Consider the following 22,220-nt stretch of genomic DNA (forward strand, 5'->3'; position numbering starts at 1 on the left):
TCAACGCCGCTTCAACTGCTCCTGGAACTCGCGGCGGATCTGGTCGCCTCCCTGGCTGCGCCAGGCCTGGCGGTAGGTCTTGATGTCGCCCAGCGGCCGGGAGCCGACCACGATCTGGTTGATGTAGGTGGCGAAGAGCTGGTCGAGCTGGGCGCCGCGGGCGTCCTGGGTGTCCGACTGGAGCCCTTCGACCGCGCTGGCGACGGACTGGCGGACCATCTGGGAGTTGGTCTCCACACATTCCTTGGCGGTCGGGAAGATCCAGCTCTGCGGTGTCAGTCCGTAGGCGATGGCCCCCTTGTCCGCGTCGAGGTTGGTGCCCTCGACCGCGACCGGATCCCCGTCGTCCCCGCGGTTGAAGTACTCGCCCTCGGCCCCCCAGCCCTGGTAGTACCACTCCTCGCTGCCCACGGGCCCGCGCCGCCAGTTGAGCAGCCGGAGGATCTCGGCCAGCCGCTCCTTGTCCTTGGCGACCTCGGCCGAGATCGCGTTGATGCCGTAGACCCCTGCGGTCTTCCGGAAGACGGCCTTGCTCGACCCGCCATGACCCGGCGGGACGAACGCGGCGAAGGCGCCGTCCAGCTTGGCGACCACCGCGCCGTACTGGGAGTTCGGGCGGTGGAAGTTCGCCGCCGAGTCCACCGCCATGCCGACCTGGCCCTGGACGACGAAGGCCCGGTAGCGGTCGGTCTGGCCGCCCAGCGCCAGCGCGTCGGGATGCATCCCGCCCTTCTTCCACAGCGCGGTCAGCCAGGCGATGGCCGCCTCGAACTGCGGGGTCTCGATGGCGTGAGTGAGCGCGCCGCCTTCGTACCGCCAGTTGTTGGGTACGCCGAACATGCCGTAGGCCAGGTCGAGGGCCATCCCTGGGAAGGCCGTCAGCCCCCAGGTCTTCTTGCCGCTCTCCGGGTTCCCCTTCGTCATCGCGACCAGGAGCTCGGCCGTCTCGGCGGCGTCTGCCGGCGGCTTGGAGAAGCCGACCTTCTCCGCCCAGTCCTTCCGGTACCGGAATTCCAGCAGCTCGACGGGCACGTCGATCGGGACGCCCCACAACCCGCCGTTGATGGTGCACGCCTGCCACTGCTCGGTGCGGACGTTGGCCAGGTTGGCGTACTCCAGCACCTTGTCGCCGGACAGGGTCTCGCTCAGATCGGCGAACGCGCCCTGCTTGACGGCCTTCATGCAGCCCGCGGTGAAGGTCAGCTGGACGACCTCGGGAAGGTCGCCGCCGGCCAGCATGGTGGCGAACTTCGCGTCGTAACTGCCCGCCGACACCTCCGTCACCTTGAAGTCCACGCCGAGACGTTCGTTGAGCCCCTGCCACCACCGGTTCTCGGCGAGCGGGGTCGCCGGCGGCCCCCAGGTCAGGTGGAAATGCCGGACGGCGCCGCCGCGGCCCGGCACCGCGGCGACGGTCCTGGTCAGCTTCTTCGGCATCGAGGCATAGGCCGTCGGGACACCGGGCACCTCCGGGACGATGGCCCCCGGATAGACCGGCGGCGCGACGTACGTCGGCGGCGGCACCGCGGCCTTCCTCGTGCCGGACGGACCCGCGCCACCGGACGCGCAGCCGGTCAGGGCCACCCCGGCGACGGCGCCGAACCCCAGGCCGAGCGCGGCCCGCCGGCTCATGGGGACGCCGCCGGCACGCGGCGAATTCGACTGTGAGGACATGCGGAAACTCCCAAGTTGGTCTGAGGCGCGAAGTGGTGACGGGTGGCGGCGGCGCGGGCGGTCAGCCCTTGATGGCGCCGGTCAGCACGCCCTTGGTGAAGTACTTCTGCAGGAACGGGTAGACGATCAGGATCGGGACCGTGGCCGTCACCAGAACCGCCATCTGCACGGACTGGCTGGAGGGCAGGTTGTACATCTCGGCGCCGTTCATCGAGCTCATCGACGCCCCCTGGAGGACGTACGAGTTCAGCACCAGCTGGATCGGCCACTTCGACGAGTCGTTGAGGTAGAGCAGCGCGTTGAAGAACGAGTTCCAGTACGACACCGCGTAGAACAGCCCGATCACCGCCAGCACCGCCTTGGACAGCGGCAGCACGATCTTGATGAAGATGCTCAGCTCCCCGGCGCCGTCGATCCGCGCGGCCTCGAACAGCTCCCGCGGCAACTGCATGAAGAAGTTCCGCATCACCACCACGTTGAAGGCGGACGCCAGCACGGGGACGATCAGCGACCAGTAGGAGTCGAGCAGCCCGAACGCCTTCACCACCAGGTAGTTCGGGATGATGCCGGCGCTGAAGATCATCGTCAGCAGGACCAGGTAGAGGGCCGGCCGGATCCCCGGGACCTGCCGGGTCTTGGTGAGCGCGTAGGCCAGGGTCGAGGTGACGGCCAGCGACAGCGCCGTGCCGACGAGCGTGATCAGGATCGAGACGATCAACGACCGCTGCACGATCCCGCCCTTGAAGATCGTGCTGTACGACGAGAGGCTCCACTCGCTCGGGATCAGCCCGGCGGTCGTCGTGGCCTCCGGGCCGGCGAACGAGTTCAGGATCACGTACGCCAAGGGGTAGATCATGACCAGCAGGATCGCGCCGATCAGGATCCCCTTGATCGTCGTCACGACCCGGTTCGGTCGTTCGACCCAGACCGGCTGGTGGGATGACGTCATCAGAACAGTCCTTCGCTGCCGGCGCGGTGCGCGATGCGGTTCGCGGCGACGATCATCAGGGTGCCGATGGCGCCCTTGAGCAGGCCGGCGGCGGCGCCGATGCCCCAGTCGCCACCGAGCACGCCGCGGAAGTAGACGAACGTGTCCAGCACCTGCGCCGCCTCGGCCCCGACGGACGGTTGTTGCAGGAGGATCTGCTCGAAACCGACGGACAGGACGTTGCCCAGCCTGAGGATGAGCAGCAGGACCATCACCGGCAGGATTCCCGGAAGGGTGATGTGCCAGGTGCGTCGCAGCGATCCGGCCCCGTCCACCGCGGCCGACTCGTACAGCTGGGGAGGGATCGAGGCGATGGCGGCGAAGAAGATGATCGTCCCCCATCCGACGTCCTTCCAGATCACCTGCGAGGTCAGCAGGATCTTGAACGTCTCGGCGTTCGCCATCACGTTGACGCCGTCGAGGCCGAGCCGCTGGAACAGGTCGGCCAAGGCGCCCGCACCGCCCAGCACCTGCTGCCAGACGGCGATCACGATCACCCAGGACAGGAAGTGCGGCAGGTACACGACGGCCTGCACCACGCGCTTCGTCCGCTCGCTGAGCAGCGAGTTGAGCAGCAGCGCCAGCAGGATCGGAGCGGGGAACGCGAACGCGATCTGCAGGAACGAGATGATCAGAGTGTTGCGTACCGTGCCGACGAACTCCGGATCGTCGAACAGCTTGGCGAAGTTGTCCAGCCCGGACCACGTCGAGCCGCTCAGCCCCAGGAACGGCGAGTAGTCCATGAAGGCGATCGACACGCCGCCCAGCGGAAGGTAGTGGAACACCAGGAAGTAGAGCATTCCCGGTAACAGCAGAAGATAGATCACCTTGTGCTGTCGCAGTGCGTGCGCGAGACGTCGCATCCGTCCGGCGGGCGGTGACGACCGCGGGTCCGGAGGGATCAGGGTCGTCGCGCCGGGACGGGCGGCGACGGCCTCACGGTCCGTCATGCCCCTCCCCTGAATGGACGTCACGGCATCAATCCTCTGTCTCGACCACGCTCAACTTCAACGTTACAGTTGGCACGGTAACACCGGCGGGACGAGCCGTAAATAACAGTTTCGGCAAGGCGGAGGCGTACGTGACAGGTCGAGCCGTGGTCGAGGTCGTTGGTCAGAGCGGGGCGCGGGACGAGCGCGAGTTGCAGCAGGCGCTGGACGAAGTGGCCGGGTCCGCCGGCGGGCGGCTGATCGTCGGGCCCGGCGAGTGGCGGCTCCGCGAGGCGCCGTTGCGGGTGCACGCCGGCACCCGTCTGACGCTCACACCCGCGACGCGCATCGTGCGGACCGGGCCGATCGAGACGATGTTGGTCAACGGGCCGTACGGCGGCGACCGGACCGTCGGCGCGCACGACGGGCCCGGGAACATCGTGGTCGAGGGCGGCGTCTGGGACGTGAACGGCTTCGAGAATCCCCGGCCGTCCTTCGGCATGGTGTTCAACCACGCGAGGGACGTCCAGGTTCGCGACCTGGAGATCCGGAACATGCCCGAGTGGCACGCCATCGAGACGAACTCGACCTGCAACGTGACCATCTCCGGATGCCGCTTCGTCACCGGGATCGCTCGCGAACCGCACGCGTACCAGACGGAGGCGGTCAGCCTCGACCTGGCCGCACCGGGGCTGACAGCCTGGGGCGCCGAGGACGACACCCACAGCAGCCACGTCCGGGTGATCGACAACTTCTGCTCCGGCTATCCGACGTTCGTCGGCTGTCACACGGGACATCCGAGTCTCCAGCACGGTTCGGTCGTGATCGCCAACAACACCGCCACCGACCTGTCCTGCTGGGCGGTCAACCTGACGAACACCAGCGCCGTCTCGATCACTGCGAACACCTTCACCGGCACCGCCGCCGGGATCCGGATCAGGACCGGCGGCGACCGCCGGGTGACCGGCGTCGCGATCACCGGCAACGTGGTGAGCTGCACCGGCGGGCCCGCTGTCCACCTGGACGCCGCGGTCGGCGGGGAGATCGCGGCGACCGTCGTCAGCGGCAATTCGCTCACCTCGCCGACGCTGCCGATCATCGAGCGAAGTGGCACAATAGACGCCGTGGTAGGGCCCAACGCCGGATACTCCTACGCCGCGGACGGCGAGCCGATGGCGAGCCGGGGCGTCTGATGCCGAGAATGTCCAGCGGTCCGACCCTCAAGGGGCTGGCGGCGATCATCGGCATCAGTCCGACCGCGGTCAGCATGGCCCTCAACGGCCGCCCCGGTGTGAGCGACGAGCTTCGGGCGCGCGTGCGGGCGATCGCCGCGGAGCAGGGCTACCGCCCGAACTTCGCCGCGCGCGCACTCCGGGTCGAGCGTTCCAACATGCTCGGCCTGATCAGCCGGAACCTGAGCAACCCCGGCTACCTGCGCCTGATCGACGGCTTCAGCGGCGCCGCCGAGGAGCGGGGCTACCAGGTGCTGGTCGGCACCTCCGACCTCGACCAGGCACGCGAGACCAACATGATCAGGGCCATGACCAACCGGCAGCTCGACGGGCTGGCGATCGCGCCGATCGACGCCAAGGCCGTGCTGGCGACCTGGCAGGACGAGTCCGATCGCCCGTTGGTGCTGGTCAACTCGGCGCGCAGCGCGAGGTCGTCGGGTGCGATGAGCATCCGCGGCAACGCCTCCCAGGCGGTGCGGTCGGCCGTCGACCATCTTCTCGAACTCGGGCACAGCCGGATCGCCCTGCTCACCAACCCCGGGCTGTCGTCGGCGTCGGAACGGGTGTCCCTGTTCCGACGGATGATGAAGGCCCAGGGGCTCACGTCCCGCGTCATCTCCGGCGGCACCGCCGACGAGACGGTCGAGCGGGTGGTCCGCGCGCTGTCCGGAGACGATCGTCCGACCGCCGTCATGACCGACAGCGACCTGCTGGCGCACTACGTCTACGAGGCCGCGATCGAGACCGGGCTCCGGATCCCCCACGACCTCAGCGTCGTCGGTCACGACGACCTCCCGACCTCGCGCCTGCTCGGCCCGGCACTGACCACGATCGCGCTCGACCGGTTCGAGATCGGACGGCAGGCGGCGACGATGCTGATCGGCGCCCTGAACGGCGACGAGATCGACAGACCTCATCGGGAGCTTCCCGTCGAGCTCAAGGTCCGGCAGTCGACGGCCCCGCCGGCCGGGTGATCTCACCGGCTCGATCCGGTGCCTTCCGGTAGCAGAGCGGCCGCTCTCACCGGACAGACCATTCCTCACAGCCTCAGCCAGTGCCGACCACGGTCACGCGACGGACGCAGGCTGTTCGAGTCACGCGCTGGCACGACAGGAGAAGCATCCCCGATGCGCATCGCCCACATAACCGACATACATCTCCGAAGCCGCATCCCTGGACATTCCACGGTGCCGGTGCGGCGCAGTCGTACGGCTCCCGAGCTGCTGGCGGCCGCGCTCGACGACGCCCGCCGTCGTGGCGCCCAGCTGATCGTGATCACCGGCGACCTGGTGGACGTCCCGGGATACCTGTTCGCCCCCGAGCGTGACGCCGCCCGCGACGGCCTGGCCTGGCAGCGGGTGCGCGCGGACTATCGCCTCGTACGGCGGATGCTCGACGAGTGCGGCATCGAGTGGATCGCCGTTCCCGGCAATCACGACAGCCATCGCGTGCATGCCGAGGAACTGGGGTCTGGACCGTTCGTCCGGGACGTCGGCGGGCTACGCGTCGTCAGCTTCTGGGATCGCGAGTCGACCGGCAACGTGCCGCGTCGCACGCTGACCGAACGGGAGCGGTTCGACTCGTCGTTGCTCGACCCCGGCACGCGTCCGCAGGTGCATCTCCAGCACTTCGTCATCACGCCACGGCTGGACGAGGGCTACCCGCACACCTACGCCGAAGGTGAGGAGCTCCGGCGGCGGACCAGCGACTCCGGCCGGGTCGTCCTGTCCCTGTCCGGGCACTACCATCCGGGGGCCGAGCCGACCACGATCGGATCGACCACCTTCAGCGTCACGCCGGCGCTGGTCGAGCATCCGCACCCGTACCGGATCTTCGACATCGAGCTCGACGGCGGCCGGGTCGGCGCCGTCCGGCATGAGCAGGTTCGTCTCGCGGGTGAGGCACCCGCCCGGAAGGCGGTGTTCCTCGACCGCGACGGCTGCGTCAACACGCTCCCGACCTACAGACACGGCCCTGGGGCGATGCACCTGCTGCCGGGCGCGGCACCCGCGCTCCGGCTGCTGCGTGATCACGGGTACGCCCTGGTCGTCGTGACGAACCAGTCCTGCGTCGGCCTCGGCTACGTGGAACCGGGAACCCTGGACGAGGTCCATGATCGGATGTCCGAGCTGCTGGCCGGCGAAGGGGTCGCCGTCGATGCGATCTACAGCAGTCCGGTGGCCGGGGAACAGGCGATCTCCGCCCGCTACAACGTGGGTGACGCGCCGAAGCCCAGCCCGGCCATGATCCGACGCGCGGCCGCCGAGCTGAACCTCGACCTGTCGGAGAGCTGCCTGATCGGCGACCGGTCGTCGGACATCGCGGCCGCACAGGCCGCCGGCGTACGCCCGATCCTGGTTCGCACCGGTGACGGGCGGGCCACGGAGCGAGCCTGGGGCGACGCTCCCGCCTGCCTGGTCGTCGACGATCTCGTGGCCGCGGCGGTCGAGGTGGTGTCGGCCTCGCCACCGGGCCTGTAGGCGCGCTCTCACCTGCGTTTCCCCTGTTTCTCCAAGGGTTCCCTCGCATTCTCGTGCCGGACGCAAAGGTTCGGCGTCCGGCGAGCGGGTGGGCGGCCGCGACCATGAGCACCTGCGAGGAGACGTGGGTGACCGCGCCGACGGTGAGGTCGGGTTCGTGCAGCGGCAGCCAGACGTGACCCACGTCGATCTCGCCCGAGCGCAGCAGGGCCGGCGGGTCGACCGAGTCGATGTCGCGATGCAGGACGCGGACCGCCGGATGCCTGCTCTGGAGGCGGCGGCCGACGCGGCCGCGATCCCGGACGGATCGCGGGGTCCGTTCGAAGAGCAGGGCGCCGATCTGGCGCCTCTGCTTGTCAAGGGTGCGTCGACCGGGATCGCCGTCGAGGTGTGGGCGCTTCGCGCCGAGCCCCTGCGGGGTCGCGTCGAGGGGCTCGTCCGTGCCACGATCCTCGACGTGCTGGACGGCTTGGCGGCGGACGCGTCCGTTCGGTGTGTGAGCGTCACGCTCACCGTGAACGCCCGCGGACTGCGCCTGACGGTGACCGCCGACGGCACGGGCCCGCCGACGGCACGGCTGGCCGACCGCCTGCGCGTCAGGCGCGCCGGTTTCGCGAAGCTGGGCGGCGGGTTGTCGACGAACGCGGTCCCCGGCGGCGGCCTCACCGTCAGCGCCGCCCTGCCCGCGCGCGGATCCGGCGCCGCCGGCAGATGAGGCCACGGCGGCGTCTCAGATCACGCAGCCGCCCTTGTCGAGGTCGTGCGGCCCGGTGGTGCTCTCGGCCATCCGCCGGTAGTCGGGGCATCGGGTGAAGTCGTCCGCGGTGCACCGCATGAGGTGCTCGATCAGCGCCTTGGACGCCGATATCTCCTGGAGCCGGTGTTCCGGTTCCGCGTGGTGCCGCTGGAGGAGGGCCTGGCGCTCGGCCTGGCCGGAGACGGTGAGGACGTCCCGGATCTGCTCCAGGCATGATCACCGGGGGCCCTTCCCTCTGGATACGGTACGTCCATGAACGCCCCCCGCTACCCCTGGGCCGCGCGTCTCCACACGATGAGCGGCACGGACGACGATCCCGGCGAGGACTCCTCGTCCTACCCGCCCGAGTGGCTGGGCACGGCCCCCGCGTCCGAGGCCGAGATCCTGCTGCACGAGGAGCGCCTCGGCCTCAGCCTGCCGCCCAGCTACCGGGAGTTCCTCTTGGTGACCAACGGCTGGGACGTGGAGTCCTTCACCAGCCTGCACATACTCCCCATCGCCGAGGCCGGGTGGCTACGCGACGTGGACCCGCACCTCGCACACACGTGGGGCCCGCCGCCGGACTCCCCCGTTCCGGAGTTGCCCGACGACTATTCCCTCGACTACGACGCACCTCAGGACCCGCAGTATTTCGAGGTCGGCGACTTCCTGCCGCACACGTTGCGCGTCTCCGAGGACATCGAGGGCCTCGTCTACCTGCTCAATCCGTACGTCGTCACTGCGGGCGGCGAATGGGAGGCCTGGGAGTTGGACACCTCGTGCCTGCTCGGCGCCACACGCTACCGTTCGTTCTGGCACCTGATGGAGACCTCCTTCCGGCGCGCCTAGGCGACACGTTCCCGGCGGCCGGACGTGGCCAGAGCGGTGATCAGGGCGTAGAGGAGGCCGCCGCACAGGAGGGAGTCGATCGACGGGATGTGCGTGAGGGAGAACGTGCCGTACGCGGTGAGGTAGCCGACGACCGACCCGCCCGCCCACGCCACGAACGTCGGCAGCCTGACCGCGGCGCCGTACGACAGCGCGCCGGTGTCGTAGCCGTTGCGCCGGTAGAGGAGGAAGTCGGCGATGATGATGCCCGCCACCGGCGGCGCCGCGATGCCGAGGAAGAGCAGGAAGTTCGGCAGCCAGGCCGAGACGTCGAAGCTGCCGAGCACGGCCGCGCCCGCGCCGAGCGCGATCGAGACCTGCCACTTCCGGGCCTTGGGGACCAGCGACGACACGGCGAGCGTGCCCTGGAAGATGTTGCCCGCGTTCGCGGTGATCGAGGCGAACACCAGCAGCGCGATCGCCGGCAGCGCCGAGGCGATCAACGCCATGGCGTCGATGAGCGCGGTCCGCCCGGTCAGCGCCGCCGGCACGGCGCCCGCCACGAACAGCAGCGGGTAGGCGATCCCGAAGGCGAGCACGCCGCCGGTCAGGGCCTGCCTGCGGCCCCTGGCGAAGCTGCCGAAGTCGGCGGAGGTCACGGCGAGCACGGTGCCGGTGCCGACCACCGAGGAGACGGCGACGCCCCAGTCCATCGGCGACCCCGGCGTGACGAAGTCGCGCGCCGAGCTGAGGGAGACGTAGACGAGGTAGCCGAGCAGCAGCGCGATCACCGGCACGGCGAACTGCGCCACCTTGCCGAGGATCTCGAAGCCGAACGCCGTCGCCGCCACGAACAACACGCAGCCGGAGGCCACGAGCACGGGCAGCGGCACCTGCGCGCCGGTCAGTTCGGCGACCAGGCGCTGCGCCGCGGTGCCGAAGCCGTTGGCGGTCACCGTGGCCCAGCCGAACACGCTGACCCCGAGCAGCGCGGTGATCGCCTTGGCGCCGCCGCGGCCGAAGGGGAAGCGCACGACGTCGTAGGTGGGCTGCCGGGCGTGCTCGCCGATCGCCAGGGTGAGCACCGCGACGACCATCAGGACGAGCGAGCCGGCCACCACCGAGGTGACCACGCTCGGGAAGGGCAGGCCGCTGCCGAGCGTCGGCGAGGACAGCACGACCGGCGTGATGATGATGCCCAGCAGGATCAGCGCGATCCGGTAGCCGGGCGCGCCGGTCGCGGCCTGGGCCCTCTCGGCCGGGGTCTCGGTCGTCATGGTCAACCCTCTCCGAGCGTCGCGACGTACCGCCGCCAGCCCGTGAACTCGGTGATCTCCCGCTTGCCCGCCACCAGGAACGGCTCGCCGATCACGCCCAGCACCTCCGTGCCGTCGGCGAGGCTGACCTTGCCGACGGACAGTCCGGCGGGCTCGGACAGCAGCACCCCGGCCAGCCCTTCGGCGGGCACCTCCCAGACCTCCACCTCGACCGACACGCCGCTGCCGTCGGTGGTGCGGATCATCGCGGGGTGCCGGTCGTCGATGCTCCACAGCCGGTAGCAGGGGGCCGTGGCGTCCTCGCGCAGGAACGTGGCGCCGGCGCCGGTGAGGTTGCCGTTGAGTTCGAGGCCGCGCATCAGCGTGCCGTTGACGGCGAGCGCCACGCCGGTGGTGGTGCCGGTCATGCTGTTTCTCCCTTGCTGATCCAGGTGCCGGTCGTGCCGGACAGGGCGTCGGCGAGCCGGTCGGGGGCGGTGATCAGGCCGTACGACGTGGGCCTGGCCCGCAGGAAGTCGATGATCGCCTCCACCTTGGGCCGCATGCTGCCCTCTCCGAAGTGCCCCTCGGCGGCGTACTCGGCGGCGGTGTCCGGGGTGAGGTGGTCGAGCCACTGCTCCCGCGGCGTGCCGAAGTGGATCGCCACCCGGTCCACGCCGGTCGGGATGGCCAGCAGGTCCGCGCCGAGCTCGGCGGCGAGCAGCGCGGCGGCGCGGTCCTTGTCGATCACCGCCTCGACGCCGGTGAGCAGGCCCGTGGCGTCGCGGGCGACGGCCACGCCTCCGCCGCCGCCGGCCACCACCACGGTTCCGCCGCCGACGAGGTCGCGGATGGTGCCGAGCTCGACGATCTCGACGGGCTCGGGCGAGGCCACCGTACGGCGCCAGCCGCGTCCGGAGTCCTCGGCCACCGTCCAGCCGAGTTCGGCGGCGTAGCGGCGGGCGGTCTCCTCGTCGAAGAACGACCCGATCGGCTTGGTGGGCCGGTCGAAGGCCGGATCGGCGGGGTCGACCACGGTCTGCGTCACCAGGCTGACCACCGGGCGGCTCAGGCCGCGTACGGCCAGCTCGTTGGAGAGCGCCTTGGTGAACATGTACCCGATCGCGCCCTGGGTGTCGGCGACCGCGTAGTCCAGCGGCACCGGCGCGACCTCGGCGGCGGCCAGCTCGGAGCGGCGCAGGATGAAGCCGACCTGCGGGCCGTTCCCGTGGGTGACCACGACGTCCCAGCCCTTGGCGATCATGTCGACGATGGCCGGCACGGTCCGCACGACCGTGTCGTACTGGTACGGAATCGCCTCGTGGGCGGCGTCGCGGACGAGCGCGTTCCCGCCGAAGGCGACGACGGCGAGCCCGGCCTTCATGCCGCCGCCCCCGCCGCTCCGGCGGCGAGCCCGAGCCCGTCGGCGAGGGCGACGACCGCCTGGGTGAAGCAGGGCAGCGGCGCCGTGGTGACGCCCGCGCCGATCTGCCCGACACCGGCCTCCTTGTGCGCGATGCCGGTGTTGATGACCGGCTGGATGCCCGTGTCGGCGACGGCGCGCACGTCGATGCCGGCCGCGCTCGCGCCGAAGTCGAGCGCGGGCAGGGTGAACACCGGGTTCGTGCCGATCGTGATCTCCCGCATCCGCCGGCTGTGCGCGGTGGCGTCGGCCGGCGTGCCGCCGACGAACTTGACGATCGCCGGCGAGGCGGCCATCGCGAAGCCGCCGAGCCCCGCGGTCTCGGTGATCGCGCTGTCGCCCAGGTCGGGGGCGGCGTCGTCCAGGCCGTAACCGGGGAAGAAGAGACCGTCGACGGGGTTGGCCGGCGCCTGGAACCAGCGGTCGCCGGTGCCGGAGACGCGGATGCCGAAGTTGACGCCGTTGCGCGCCATCGCGGTGACCATCGAGCTGTGCGGCACCCCGGCGGCGGCGTCGAGCATGGCCTTGCAGGCCGCCATCGACACGTTCAGGAAGAAGTGGTCGTTGCCGGTGATGAACTCGGCGGCCCTGCGCAGCACGGCGTTGTCCGGCCCGGTCGCGATGAGCGCGGGCAGCAGCTGCTTGAGCAGCAGGCCGGTGGCCGCCGCGTTGCGGTTGTGCACCTCGTCGCCCATGTGCAGCGCCTGGCCGATGAGCGGCTTGAGATCGAGGCCGTCCAGCCGCCGGACGGCGGGCCGCAGCGCCGCGGCCAGCTCGGTGCCCATCCACCTCAGCCGGTCGAGCACCTCCGGACCGTTCGCGCCGAAGCGCAGCACCTTGCCGAGGCCCTCGTTGAAGTTGCTGTAGGCGAGGTTGCCCGAGGTGGCGTCGCGCACCACCCAGACGGGCATCGACGGGCTGATGACGCCGGCCATCGGGCCGACCGCGCCGTAGTGGTGCGCCGGGGAGAAGGAGATCGCGCCCGACGCGGCGAGCTCGGCCGCCTGCTCGGGGGTCCGCGCCCAGCCTTCGAACACGACGGCCCCGGCGATCGCGCCCTTGACCGGGCCGGCCATCCGCTCCCAGGCGATGGGCGGGCCCGAGTGCAGGATCAGCCGCTCCGCGGCCAGCTCGGGGATGGCCTCCTTCGCCGGTACGACGTCCGTCAGCACCGGCCGCGCGGACAGGTACCGCTCGAAGGCGACCTGGTTGGCCCGCTCGACCTCCGGGTGGCGGACGAGCCTGGCCAGCGCCAGCGCGGCCGCCGGGTCGCCTCCCGCGGGAGGACGCCAGTCCAGGGTGGTCACGGACCCTCCGGCGGCGCGGATGTCGTCCCCGAACCCGGCGAGACCGACGTTGACCACGTCGAGGTGCTCGCTCCACATATGTCTCTGCCTTCCTACCCCGGTCACGGGGTCATCCGGGCGGCGATCACGGCCGCCTGGGCGTTGTTCTCCGCCACCAGGACGCCGGCCTCGCGCAGCCGCGCCACGACGGCCGACCGGTCCTGCGGGTCGTCGTCGGTGCCGCAGACGTGCGCGACGAACGCCGGGGCAGTGCCCTCACGTCCAGCCCGCGCCCGGCCGATGGCGTCGAGCAGGCCGGAGATCGGGTCGTCGGCCGCGCCGTACCCGAGCACGACGTCGAACAGGACGACGGCGGTGGCCGGGTCGGCGGCCTCGGCGAGCAGCCGCTCGTCGCGCGGCGCCGGGTCGATCATGGGATGCGGCCGCCCCCGCGTGAACACGTCGTCGCCCAGGTCGAGGATCGTGTGCCCGACGCTGACGGCGACGTCGGCCGGCGCGGTGTTGCCCGCCACGGGCGTGTTCGACGCGGCCCGCACGCCCTCGGCCAGGGCCAGGAGCTGCGCCTCGTAGCAGAACGTGCCACCGGTGAACACGCCGCGCAGGTCACGCTGCTCCGGCGCGAGACTCACCTGCTCGTGCGGCTCCACCGGCCGATCCTCAGGCCGGGCCTCCCCCCGGACGAGCGCCACCGCGACGTCGGCGGCCCCGGCCAGCGTGCCGGCGAACCGCACCCCCGGGGTGTCGCCGCCGAACGCGGCCGGGTCGGCGCCGAGGAAGCAGATCACGACGGGCACGTCGAGCGTGCGCGCCTCCTCGACCACGGTCTTGGCGACCGTCTCGGCCGGAGGCTTGGAGACCAGCACGATGACGTCCGTCTTCTCGTCGGCGGCCAGGGCGCGCAGCCCGCGGAGCATGGAGATCGCCCCGACCTCCGCCGACAGGTCGTGGCCGCCGGTGCCGAACGCCTGCGAGATGCCCTCTCCGAGCTGGTGCACCCGTGAGGTGATCTCCTGCATGCCGGTTCCCGACGCGCCCACCACGCCGACGCGGCCACGCCGCACGACGTTGGCGAAGCCGAGCGGAAGGCCGTCCACGATCGCGGTGCCGCAGTCGGGGCCCATCACGAGCAGGTCCCGCTCCTCGGCGAAGCGCTTGATCTCGATCTCCTGGTCGAGCGGGACGTTGTCGCTGAACACCATGACGTTCAGCCCGAGCCGCAGCGCCTTCAGCGCCTCGGCGGCGGCGTACGGTCCGGGCACCGAGATCAGCGCCAGGTTGTGCGCCGGGTTCTGCTCCACGGCCTGCCGCAGGCTCCGGAGCGGCGGCGCCACAACGTCGCCGGCGGTCTCGCGGGACGGCTGCTCGGACAGCCGCTCGTCGGCCAGCTCCAGTGCCTGTGCGGTGGCCTGCTCCTCGCCCAGCACCGCGACGACCAGGTCGCCGGGGCCGGCCTGCACCTCGCCCAGCCCGGCCTGCCGGAGGTTGTCCAGGTTGGTGCCGGTCCCCATCACGACGGAGGCCGTCCGGATGCCGGGCAGCTCGGCCAGCGCCGCGGAGAGCGCCATCAGGGCGACCGAGTCCTGATAGCGGTTGGGGTAGATGCGATGTTCGCGAATGCTGCTCATGCCGCCTTCCGATCTGGGGAGAAACCGAGTACGCGCAGGCCGAGCAGGACGCCGGCGACGCCGTCGGCTCCCGAGCTGGCTCCCACGCGCAACGCGGCCTGGGTACGGGCCGGCACCGCCGTGCGGTCGGCTCCGGTGACGAGCGCGTCCACCAGGTCGAGGATCGGCTCGCTGTAGTGGCCCTCGGCAGCGAGCCGCAGGTAGTGGGCGGCGACGTCGGTGGTGCGGTGGGCGTGCCGGCGCACGCCGTCCGCGAGGGTGCGGAACGCCCGCGCGGGCGCCGGGCCGCCCGCTGACCGGGCGGTCCGTGACAGGACGGCCAGCGTGCCGACCAGCAGGTCGTCGCCGCTGGGGGTCAGGCCGGGCCCGAACCCGACCAGCCGCGCCACGGCCCCTGGCACGTCATGCGGCCGTCCGGTCAGCGCCTCCAGCAGGCTTTCCGCTCGTCCGTCGAGGCCGGGCACGGTGAGGCCCTCGGCCTCGACGTACCGCTCGCGCAGCTCCGCGACCTGCCGCCAGCCGGTGACCGTGGACGACGCCCGTGTCGGCGGCGGTGGCGTCCAGACCGGCACGTCCCGCAGATCGAGCACGTGCGCGCCGAACGACAGCAGCCCCGACCTGCACCGGACCGGATCGCCCACCCGCGCCGCAGGCCGCCACCCCGTCACGCGGACGGACGTCGGCGTGTGCGGCGCGACGGCGTCGTGCACGGTCAGCAGGAGGCCGTCCACGGCCAGGTTGCACGCGGTCGCGAAGACGCTGTGGACCGTTCCGGCGAAGTCCGGCCCCGGCACCAGATAGCCGGCAGAGACGGCGACCATGTCGAGCTAGCCGTTCAGCAGGTCCACGGCGCGCTTGGAGTCCGACACCCAGCCGAAGATCGCGCCCTGCGCCTTGATCATGTCGAGCCCGACCCGGAGGAACTCGGGGAAGTAGGAGCCCACGCAGTCCTCCAGGACCACGCACTCGTACCCGCGGTCGTTGGCCTCGCGCACCGTGGTGTGCACGCACACCTCCAGGGTCACGCCGCAGACCAGCAGCGTGCGGATCCCCCGGCTGCTCAGGATCGCCTCCAGGTCGGTCGCGTAGAACGCGCCCTTGCCCGGCTTGTCGATCACCGGCTCGCCCTCGATCGGGTAGAGCTCGGGGACGATGTCGTGCCCCTCCTCGCCGCGGACCAGGATGCGGCCCATGGGCCCGTCGGTGCCGATGAACGTCTTGCCGCCCCGCGTCCGCTTGGCGGGCGGGCAGTCCGTGAGGTCGGTACGGTGGCCCTCGCGGGTGTGGATCACGAGCATCCCGGCGGCCCGCGCCGCCTCCAGGACCGCCCGCGTCGGCTCGATCGCGCCGCGCAGCAGCGAGACGTCGTTGCCGAGCAGTTCCCCGAAACCGCCCGGCTGCAGGAAGTCCCGCTGCATGTCGATCACGACCAGCGCCGTCGTCGCCGGGTCCAGCTCCAGATCGAACGGCTCGGCTGCAATGCTCCTGGCAGTCACAGGCCAACTCCCTTGTTGTCCAGCGGTGTTCACGCTCAGTACCCAGACTGCCTTCCACCAGGCTATTCTGTCCAACAGATAGACTTGGTAGCCCTCATCGAAACGGTCGATAAATGGAGCTCAGACAGCTGTCGCACTTCCTCGCCGTGGCCCGGCGACGCAGCTTCACCCTGGCGGCCCACGACGTCAACGTCGTCCAGTCGTCACTGAGCGCATCCATCCGCCAGCTCGAACGCGAGCTCGGCGCCACCCTCTTCGACCGCACCACCCGCCGCGTCGAGCTCAGCCCCGCCGGCCGCGCCCTCCTCCCGATCGCCCGCCACATCCTCGCCGACGCCCGCGCGGCCAGGGCGGAGATCTCCGCCGTCCAGGGGCTGCTGCGCGGGCAGGTGGCGCTCGGCACGATCCAGATGCTCACCTGGATCGACCTTCCCGAGGTGCTGGCCCGCTTCACGAAGGCGTACCCGGGGGTCGAGATCAGCCTCCTGGAGGCGCCGGTCGACGAGATGATCGAGGCGTTGCGCAGCGGCGAACTGGACCTCGCCTACCTCGCGTGCGGCGTCGACGAGCTGCCCGCGGCGCTCACGGTGATCGACAGCGACACCGAGCCGCTGGCGGTGGCCGCGGGCCCCGACCACCCGCTGGCCGGGCAGCCCGGCGTCCGGCTGGCCGACCTGGAGGCGGAGCCGTTCGTCGAGTTCCAGGCCGGGACCGGGCTGCAGACCGTCGTCGACCGGCTGTGCCACGACGCGGGGCTCAAACGGCGGATCGTGCTCAGGACCACCCAGCTCGAACTGCTGGCCTCGCTGGTCAGGCACGGGCTCGGCCTCGCCGTCCTGCCCGTGGGCGTGGCCCACCAGGCCGGCCTGACGGCCGTCCCGATCATCGGGAACACCGCGGACCGGACCGTCGCGCTGGTCACCCGGGCCGGCCACGACAGCAACCCGGCCGTACGGGCCCTGCTCGACCTCCTGCGACCCGACCCCGCCGGGTAGCCGCGCCGGTCGCGGATCGGGCAGGGGGCGAGCGCGGCTACAATCGGTCGCGTTGTTCCACCTCAGGCTGAGGGGCCCGCGACGTCACCACCAGTGACGGAGCCAGTGGAGCGGCCCGGCGAGTTCCTCCACGCCGGGCGAGCGGGCCCCGTGGATCTTTCCCCATCGCAGGACACCTCCTCTGGGCTCGTGTGCTCATTCGATCAGAGATGTCAAAGGAAAGAACCTTGGCCCGCTTCGACACCATCGTCGCCATTCGCCTGGCGAAGGCGCTGCTCACCTTCACCGTCGGCGGCTTCGCGCTGCTCGTCGTGTTCGGCAACCTCACCGACTACGGCACGAACTTCGAGTTCGTCCGGCACGTCCTGGCCATGGACGCCCAGAAGCCCGAGCTCGCCGCGGTCAGCCAGATCAACTACCGCGCCATCACGTGGACGTGGGCGCACCACGTCGCCTACGTCGGCGTCATCCTCACCGAGGCGGTCATCATGGTGACCTGTCTCGTGTCCGCCTGGCAGCAGGCCAGGGCCGTCGGCCGCGACGACGCCGCCTTCCACCAGGCCAAGCGCTGGGGCGTCGTCGGCTGCACGGTGGCCCTGCTCCTGTGGTTCTTCGGCTTCCAGGCCATCGGCGGCGAATGGTTCGGCATGTGGATGAACGGCACCTGGAACGGCATCCCCGACGCGGTGCGGCTGTGCACGTACATCGGGGTCGTCCTGGTCTTCCTCAGCCTCCGCAACGACACCCGCGAGAACGCCTGAGCAGCCCGGCGGGATCCGGGGCCGTCAGGAGGCGGGCCTGATGCGCGAGTGCCGCGCCAGGAACCAGTCGGTGGCGATGTCGGTCTCCGTGACGCGCCCGATCAGCGCCAAGGCCGAGCTGATGCTCTCCGGATCCTCCACGGGGTTGTCGCGGACGTCGTCATCGCTGATCTCGAAGCGCAGCCCGTCCATCAGCCGATCGAGCGCGTGCGGGTCGTCGCCGGACCGCCTCCAGTCGTCGGGCGAGAGCGGGTCGAAGGAGACGACCATGCGGCCGTCGCGGGCGTATTCGAAATAGGCGTTGCCGGTGATGTCCATGCGGAGGCCGAGGGCCTGACGGCCGCCTTCGGTGACCGAGCACAGGAACTCGCCGTGGCCGTGCGCCGGCACGACGCCGATCCAGCCGTTGACCTCGGCCACCCAGGTGGATCCGTCGTCGATGTTGTGGTCGAGGATCTCGCTCAGGTGGCACGGGGTCCGGGTGGCGAGGTCCAGGTGGAAGGTCCGGGCGAGCGACCCGAGGTCAGCGCCCTGGACCCACATGGCGCTGAATCCCAGCGCCCACAGGTCCATCTCGGCGTCGAGCCCCTCGGTGAAGAGGGTCGCGACCAGAAGGTCGTGCAGGTAGGTCGGTGACCGCATGGCCGCCTCTCGAAGGAGGGGCATCCCGCAGGACGCCCCGAACCGCGTGTCCGGATCCTGATCATCTGGGCTCGCCGCACCAAGGACAAGCCCCACCCCGCCGGACGGCTCAGGCGGGCAGCACGGCCGGACGGTCGCGGCCTCCAGCGCGGCGGCCAGCGCGGCGGGGTCGGCGCCGACGATCGCGATCGTGGGCATGGCGGAAGTCCTCTCGTGGAACGGGTGAAGGGGCAGAACGCGCGCGTGAAACCCGCGGGTCAGGAGCGTTCTGGGAGTTCGCGGGCGGGGTCCACGGCCCGCAGGATGCGGGAGGCGATCATGCCGAGCTGCCGCTGCTGGGCCTTGGTCAGCGGGTCGAGGACCAGGCGGCGCACCTCGGCCACATGCTACGGTGCGGCGTCCTGCGCGTCTCCCACACGCTCAAACACTTCAAGCTTGAACCTGGAGTCCACACGGTAGGGGGCTTTTGCCGGATCAGTTCACGGCGAAGAAGCTTCCGATGTTGCCCTGCTTGACGTCCCCGGGCTCCACGGGATCGAAGACCTTGATCCGGCAGTTCGAGTCCGGGAAGAGCAGGACGGTGCCCGCGGCGCGGTTCGACAGGCCGCTGCCGGGGCCGAAGCCGGGAGCGGCGGAAGCCCGCCGCCTTTACAACGTAGATTATTTACAGGCCGATGGTGGCCTTGGCGCCCATGTAGGCTCCGGCTCCCGGCCAGCCGGCCCGGGCCAGCTCGACGAACCGGTCGGCGAACCCGAGCGCGGGCAGCTCGGCCAGGGGCACGAACTCCACGCCGCGGATCGGGACGGTGTCGGCGCCCGCCACCATGGCGCCGACGGTGCCGCCGATGCGGGTGACCTCGAACGTCATGTGCACGACGTGGATGTCGCCGCCGGGCAGGTGGTCGCACACGTACAGCAGCCGGCCCACACCGACCTCGACGCCGGTCTCCTCGCGCATCTCCCGCACGAGCGCACGGCCGATGGTTTCGCCCGGTTCGACCTTCCCGCCGGGCAGGGACCACGAGCGACCGGAGTCGGCGTCCTGGTCAAGGAGGAGGATCCGGCCGTCCTCGACGAGCACGCCGGTGACTCGTACCTGCATCACCCGGACGGTACCTCAACAGTCGGGGGGCTACACATCGCGCCAATAACATGTACAGTCAGTAGGGAATGTGGACTATGTCGGCACGTCACAGGAGGACTCCCCCATGAGCGTCACCGACCAGCTGATCGCCAACTCCGAACGCTACGCCGCCGCCTTCGACGCCGGGGACCTGCCGCTGCCGCCCGCCCGAGGCGTGGCCGTGGTGGCCTGCATGGACGCCCGGCTCAACGTCTACGGCCTGCTCGGGCTGCGCGAGGGCGACGCGCACGTGATCCGCAACGCGGGCGGCGTCGTCACCGCCGGCGAACGTCGCAGCCTGGCCATCAGCCAGCGCCTCCTGGGCACCCGCGAGATCATCCTCATCCACCACACCGACTGCGGCATGCTGACGTTCACCGACGACGGCTTCAAGCACGACATCTACCAGGAGGTCGGCGTCAAGCCCGACTGGTCCGCCGAGGCGTTCCAGGACCTGGAGGCGGACGTGCGCCAGTCGGCCAGGCGCATCCAGGCCGACCCGTTCATCCCGCACAAGGACTCCGTCCGCGGGTTCGTCTACGACGTCACCACGGGCCGGCTGAGCGAGGTCAAGCTGGACGCCGCGTAAATGGCCCAACGGGCGCTTACCGCCACCATATACCAGGTAGGGGTATCGTGAGGGTGTGACTTCGGGGCGGAAGGGTCGGCCGGCGGGATTGCTCCCACCGGCGCTGCTGGCCGTGCTCATCGCCCTGGGCCTGGCCGCGATGCACACCCTCGGCCACGTCGGGGGCCAGAACCAGCCCCTGCCCGTCTCCGCCGGTGCCGTCCAAGCCCACGACGGCCCGTCTTCGATGCCCGACCACGGCGGAGCCCCGGGTGGCGGTCACGACACCGCCCCCATCTGCCTGGCCATCGCGGCCGGGCTCATCGCGCTCGCCTTGCCGTTGCTCCATGTGGCGGGCCTGCTCACCCCGCCGTCCGGCGGTCTCGCCCGCCTGGGGTGGCGCATCGCCCGCCGGCTGCGCGGGCCGCCTGACGCTCTCGTACTGAGACGAACCGTCGTCCTGCGGACCTGAGTCGCGGACCCGGATCGCCGTGGCATTCACGCCCCGGCCGGATCCGGCCGCGTCCATCCGTGAGCACGACTTCTCAGCGAGGCATCAACCATGCAGATCGATCGACGTACCATGCTGCGGGCCACCGGGCTCGGCATTCTGGGCAGCGCTCTCACCGCGTGCGCCGGTGAACCCGCCGCCACCGGGCCGGCGTTCGTCACGCCGACCAGCGAGCAGGTCCGGCAAGCGGAGCGGGCGCGCCGCACGGGCGCTGTCCGCGACTTCCGCCTGACCGCCGCCGAGAGCCAGGTGGACCTCGGCGGCGTCACCGTGCGCACCTGGGCGTACGACGGGAAGGTCCCGGGGGCGCCCATCCGGGTCAAGGCGGGCGAGGTGGTCCGCGCCCGCCTGACCAACCGGCTCCCCCAGGACACCAGCATCCACTGGCACGGCCTGGCGCTGACCAACGAGGCCGACGGCGTGCCCGGCGTCACTCAGCCGCCCGTCGCCGCCGGAGCCGAGTACGTCTACGAGTTCGCCGCCCCCGACCCCGGCACCTACTGGTTCCACCCGCACTCCGGAACCCAGCTGGACCGAGGTCTGTACGCGCCGCTGATCGTCGAGGACCCCCGGGAGCCGCTCGGCTACGACGCCGAATGGGTCGTGGTCCTCGACGACTGGCTGGACGGCGTCACCGGCACGCCCGAGGAGGTCCTGGCCGAGCTGTCCCGAGGCATGAGCATGGGCATGAACCACGGCGCCGCCACCCCCACCGGCGGCATGCACGACATGCCAGGAATGGACCACGGCGCCACCCCCGCCCCCTCCTCCGGCACGGCAAAGCACATGCTCATGGGCGCGACGAGCCCGCTGCTCGGCGGGGACGCCGGCGACGTGCGCTACCCGCACTTCCTGCTCAACGGCCGCGTCCCCGCCGCCGCCGAGACCTTCCGCGCCAAGCCGGGAACGCGGTTGCGCATCCGCGTCATCAACGCCGGAGGCGACACCGCCTTCCGCTTGGCCCTGGCCGGACACCGGCTGACCGTCACCCACACCGACGGCTTCCCCGTCCGGCACGCCGAGACCGACGCGCTGCTGATCGGCATGGGCGAGCGCTACGACGTGCTGGTCACCCTCAAGGACGGCGTCTTCCCGCTGGTCGCCCTGGCCGAGGGCAAGAACGCCGTGGCCCGCGGCCTGATCCGGACCGGCGACGGCGCCTCCGCCCCCAAGGCCGACCTGCGCCCCCGCGAACTGGACGGCGACGTCGTCCGCCATTCCGAGCTCCGGCCGGCCGAGGCCGCGCGCCTGGCGGCCAAGAACCCCGACCGCGTCGTCAGGCTGGAGCTGACCGGCAGCATGATGGCCTACGACTGGGCGATCAACGGCAAGAAGTACGACCCGAAGATCATCTCCCCGGTACGGCCGGGCGAACGCGTGCGGCTGTCGTTCGTGAACCGGACCGCCATGTGGCACCCCATGCACCTGCACGGCCACACCTTCGCCCTGGCGGACGGCGGCGTCCGGAAGGACACCGCCATCGTCCTGCCCGGCAGCACGCTGAACGTCGACTTCGACGCCGACAACCCAGGGCTCTGGATGATCCACTGCCACAACATCTACCACGCCGAATCAGGCATGATGACCCTTCTCGGCTACCAGCAGACCTGATCGCCGACCGCCCTTCGGCGGAATCGGGAATACCC

At 71.0% G+C, this 22,220-nt stretch carries 21 protein-coding genes and 1 pseudogene; 9 read left to right on the forward strand and 13 right to left on the reverse strand.

Annotation, left to right across the window (positions count from 1 at the left end; genetic code table 11):
• The 3 genes from ACIA8R_RS49925 to ACIA8R_RS49935 form a co-directional block, all read right to left on the reverse strand.
• A complete protein-coding gene (locus ACIA8R_RS49925; protein WP_397045024.1) occupies positions 1-1,674 on the reverse strand; it encodes an extracellular solute-binding protein in 1,674 nt (557 codons plus the stop codon).
• Positions 1,675-1,735: 61 nt separating this feature from the next.
• A complete protein-coding gene (locus tag ACIA8R_RS49930) occupies positions 1,736-2,623 on the reverse strand; it encodes a carbohydrate ABC transporter permease (RefSeq protein ID WP_397045026.1) in 888 nt (295 codons plus the stop codon).
• Positions 2,623-3,612 (reverse strand): ABC transporter permease subunit, encoded by a 990-nt coding sequence (locus ACIA8R_RS49935; protein ID WP_357707284.1) that lies wholly within the window; start codon positions 3,610-3,612, stop codon positions 2,623-2,625. The genes ACIA8R_RS49930 and ACIA8R_RS49935 overlap by 1 nt, the downstream gene beginning before the upstream one ends.
• A gap of 131 nt (positions 3,613-3,743) precedes the next feature.
• On the opposite strand from ACIA8R_RS49935, the gene ACIA8R_RS49940 reads away from it, so the two are divergent.
• The 3 genes from ACIA8R_RS49940 (at position 3,744) to ACIA8R_RS49950 (ending at position 7,303) form a co-directional block, all read left to right on the forward strand.
• Positions 3,744-4,784 carry a hypothetical protein gene (locus tag ACIA8R_RS49940; RefSeq protein WP_397045028.1) on the forward strand — a complete coding sequence of 347 codons (1,041 nt, stop codon included), beginning with the start codon at positions 3,744-3,746 and terminating at the stop codon, positions 4,782-4,784.
• Between the two features lie 8 nt (positions 4,785-4,792).
• On the forward strand, positions 4,793-5,797 hold the full coding sequence (locus ACIA8R_RS49945; RefSeq protein WP_397045030.1) for a LacI family DNA-binding transcriptional regulator: 1,005 nt from the start codon (positions 4,793-4,795) through the stop codon (positions 5,795-5,797).
• Between the two features lie 153 nt (positions 5,798-5,950).
• Entirely contained in the window at positions 5,951-7,303 is a 1,353-nt protein-coding gene (locus tag ACIA8R_RS49950; RefSeq protein ID WP_397045032.1) for an HAD-IIIA family hydrolase, read from the forward strand.
• 127 nt (positions 7,304-7,430) lie between these two features.
• Here the strand turns inward: ACIA8R_RS49950 and ACIA8R_RS49955 are convergent.
• Positions 7,431-8,024: pseudogene (locus tag ACIA8R_RS49955) on the reverse strand (hypothetical protein); the annotation flags it as partial.
• 288 nt (positions 8,025-8,312) lie between these two features.
• Here ACIA8R_RS49955 and ACIA8R_RS49960 point away from each other — a divergent pair.
• Positions 8,313-8,888, forward strand: coding sequence for an SMI1/KNR4 family protein (locus tag ACIA8R_RS49960; protein ID WP_397045034.1), 576 nt, complete (start codon positions 8,313-8,315; stop codon positions 8,886-8,888).
• Here the strand turns inward: ACIA8R_RS49960 and ACIA8R_RS49965 are convergent.
• Genes ACIA8R_RS49965 through ACIA8R_RS49995 form a run of 7 tightly spaced genes read right to left on the reverse strand, consistent with a single transcriptional unit; the run spans position 8,885 to position 15,974 of the window.
• The gene (locus ACIA8R_RS49965) at positions 8,885-10,144 is read right to left on the reverse strand and encodes a cytosine permease (RefSeq protein ID WP_397045036.1); all 1,260 of its coding nucleotides are present in this window, start codon (positions 10,142-10,144) and stop codon (positions 8,885-8,887) included. The two genes, ACIA8R_RS49960 and ACIA8R_RS49965, sit on opposite strands and share 4 nt — an antisense overlap.
• Before the next feature lie 2 nt (positions 10,145-10,146).
• Positions 10,147-10,551: a gamma-glutamylcyclotransferase gene (locus ACIA8R_RS49970; RefSeq protein WP_357707275.1), complete on the reverse strand. Its 405-nt coding sequence runs from the start codon at positions 10,549-10,551 to the stop codon at positions 10,147-10,149.
• Positions 10,548-11,507 (reverse strand): carbamate kinase, encoded by a 960-nt coding sequence (locus ACIA8R_RS49975; protein WP_364097129.1) that lies wholly within the window; start codon positions 11,505-11,507, stop codon positions 10,548-10,550. Before ACIA8R_RS49975 ends, ACIA8R_RS49970 begins: the two co-directional genes overlap by 4 nt.
• Positions 11,504-12,931 (reverse strand): DUF1116 domain-containing protein, encoded by a 1,428-nt coding sequence (locus ACIA8R_RS49980; protein WP_397045038.1) that lies wholly within the window; start codon positions 12,929-12,931, stop codon positions 11,504-11,506. The genes ACIA8R_RS49975 and ACIA8R_RS49980 overlap by 4 nt, the downstream gene beginning before the upstream one ends.
• Before the next feature lie 23 nt (positions 12,932-12,954).
• Positions 12,955-14,478: an acyl-CoA synthetase FdrA gene (gene fdrA / locus ACIA8R_RS49985; RefSeq protein ID WP_397045040.1), complete on the reverse strand. Its 1,524-nt coding sequence runs from the start codon at positions 14,476-14,478 to the stop codon at positions 12,955-12,957.
• A complete protein-coding gene (locus tag ACIA8R_RS49990) occupies positions 14,475-15,299 on the reverse strand; it encodes a DUF2877 domain-containing protein (protein WP_397045041.1) in 825 nt (274 codons plus the stop codon). Before ACIA8R_RS49990 ends, fdrA begins: the two co-directional genes overlap by 4 nt.
• A gap of 6 nt (positions 15,300-15,305) precedes the next feature.
• Positions 15,306-15,974, reverse strand: a complete 669-nt coding sequence (locus ACIA8R_RS49995) for an isochorismatase family cysteine hydrolase (RefSeq protein ID WP_357707269.1) — start codon at positions 15,972-15,974, stop codon at positions 15,306-15,308.
• Positions 15,975-16,087: 113 nt separating this feature from the next.
• Between ACIA8R_RS49995 and ACIA8R_RS50000 the strand changes: the two genes are divergently transcribed.
• Together ACIA8R_RS50000 and ACIA8R_RS50005 are read left to right on the forward strand one after the other, a co-directional pair.
• Positions 16,088-16,969 carry a LysR family transcriptional regulator gene (locus ACIA8R_RS50000; protein WP_397045043.1) on the forward strand — a complete coding sequence of 294 codons (882 nt, stop codon included), beginning with the start codon at positions 16,088-16,090 and terminating at the stop codon, positions 16,967-16,969.
• A 227-nt stretch (positions 16,970-17,196) separates the two neighbouring features.
• Complete coding sequence (locus ACIA8R_RS50005) at positions 17,197-17,730, forward strand: DUF2165 domain-containing protein (RefSeq protein ID WP_364097114.1); 534 nt, start codon at positions 17,197-17,199, stop codon at positions 17,728-17,730.
• A gap of 24 nt (positions 17,731-17,754) precedes the next feature.
• Here the strand turns inward: ACIA8R_RS50005 and ACIA8R_RS50010 are convergent, their stop codons facing one another.
• Together ACIA8R_RS50010 and ACIA8R_RS50015 are read right to left on the reverse strand one after the other, a co-directional pair.
• Entirely contained in the window at positions 17,755-18,570 is an 816-nt protein-coding gene (locus ACIA8R_RS50010; protein ID WP_397045045.1) for a DUF6461 domain-containing protein, read from the reverse strand.
• A gap of 466 nt (positions 18,571-19,036) precedes the next feature.
• Positions 19,037-19,474, reverse strand: a complete 438-nt coding sequence (locus ACIA8R_RS50015) for an NUDIX domain-containing protein (RefSeq protein WP_397045047.1) — start codon at positions 19,472-19,474, stop codon at positions 19,037-19,039.
• Positions 19,475-19,580: 106 nt separating this feature from the next.
• Between ACIA8R_RS50015 and ACIA8R_RS50020 the strand changes: the two genes are divergently transcribed.
• The 3 genes from ACIA8R_RS50020 (at position 19,581) to ACIA8R_RS50030 (ending at position 22,185) form a co-directional block, all read left to right on the forward strand.
• Positions 19,581-20,084 carry a carbonic anhydrase gene (locus ACIA8R_RS50020; protein ID WP_364097105.1) on the forward strand — a complete coding sequence of 168 codons (504 nt, stop codon included), beginning with the start codon at positions 19,581-19,583 and terminating at the stop codon, positions 20,082-20,084.
• A gap of 55 nt (positions 20,085-20,139) precedes the next feature.
• Entirely contained in the window at positions 20,140-20,535 is a 396-nt protein-coding gene (locus tag ACIA8R_RS50025; protein WP_397045049.1) for a hypothetical protein, read from the forward strand.
• 90 nt (positions 20,536-20,625) lie between these two features.
• On the forward strand, positions 20,626-22,185 hold the full coding sequence (locus ACIA8R_RS50030; protein ID WP_397045051.1) for a multicopper oxidase family protein: 1,560 nt from the start codon (positions 20,626-20,628) through the stop codon (positions 22,183-22,185).
• Positions 22,186-22,220 lie beyond the last annotated feature (35 nt).

Source organism: Nonomuraea sp. NPDC051191, assembly GCF_044455665.1.
Taxonomy (GTDB): domain Bacteria; phylum Actinomycetota; class Actinomycetes; order Streptosporangiales; family Streptosporangiaceae; genus Nonomuraea.

Bases quoted from the DNA above. Each gene is read 5' to 3' on its own strand.
- ACIA8R_RS49925 (WP_397045024.1), bottom strand. From the start codon at position 1,674: ATGTCCTCACAGTCGAATTCGCCGCGTGCCGGCGGCGTCCCCATGAGC.
- ACIA8R_RS49930 (WP_397045026.1), bottom strand. From the start codon at position 2,623: ATGACGTCATCCCACCAGCCGGTCTGGGTCGAACGACCGAACCGGGTC.
- ACIA8R_RS49935 (WP_357707284.1), bottom strand. From the start codon at position 3,612: ATGACGGACCGTGAGGCCGTCGCCGCCCGTCCCGGCGCGACGACCCTG.
- ACIA8R_RS49945 (WP_397045030.1), top strand. From the start codon at position 4,793: ATGTCCAGCGGTCCGACCCTCAAGGGGCTGGCGGCGATCATCGGCATC.
- ACIA8R_RS49950 (WP_397045032.1), top strand. From the start codon at position 5,951: ATGCGCATCGCCCACATAACCGACATACATCTCCGAAGCCGCATCCCT.
- ACIA8R_RS49960 (WP_397045034.1), top strand. From the start codon at position 8,313: ATGAACGCCCCCCGCTACCCCTGGGCCGCGCGTCTCCACACGATGAGC.
- ACIA8R_RS49965 (WP_397045036.1), bottom strand. From the start codon at position 10,144: ATGACGACCGAGACCCCGGCCGAGAGGGCCCAGGCCGCGACCGGCGCG.
- ACIA8R_RS49970 (WP_357707275.1), bottom strand. From the start codon at position 10,551: ATGACCGGCACCACCACCGGCGTGGCGCTCGCCGTCAACGGCACGCTG.
- ACIA8R_RS49975 (WP_364097129.1), bottom strand. From the start codon at position 11,507: ATGAAGGCCGGGCTCGCCGTCGTCGCCTTCGGCGGGAACGCGCTCGTC.
- ACIA8R_RS49980 (WP_397045038.1), bottom strand. From the start codon at position 12,931: ATGTGGAGCGAGCACCTCGACGTGGTCAACGTCGGTCTCGCCGGGTTC.
- fdrA (WP_397045040.1), bottom strand. From the start codon at position 14,478: ATGAGCAGCATTCGCGAACATCGCATCTACCCCAACCGCTATCAGGAC.
- ACIA8R_RS49990 (WP_397045041.1), bottom strand. From the start codon at position 15,299: ATGGTCGCCGTCTCTGCCGGCTATCTGGTGCCGGGGCCGGACTTCGCC.
- ACIA8R_RS50000 (WP_397045043.1), top strand. From the start codon at position 16,088: ATGGAGCTCAGACAGCTGTCGCACTTCCTCGCCGTGGCCCGGCGACGC.
- ACIA8R_RS50010 (WP_397045045.1), bottom strand. From the start codon at position 18,570: ATGCCCACGATCGCGATCGTCGGCGCCGACCCCGCCGCGCTGGCCGCC.
- ACIA8R_RS50015 (WP_397045047.1), bottom strand. From the start codon at position 19,474: ATGCAGGTACGAGTCACCGGCGTGCTCGTCGAGGACGGCCGGATCCTC.
- ACIA8R_RS50020 (WP_364097105.1), top strand. From the start codon at position 19,581: ATGAGCGTCACCGACCAGCTGATCGCCAACTCCGAACGCTACGCCGCC.
- ACIA8R_RS50030 (WP_397045051.1), top strand. From the start codon at position 20,626: ATGCAGATCGATCGACGTACCATGCTGCGGGCCACCGGGCTCGGCATT.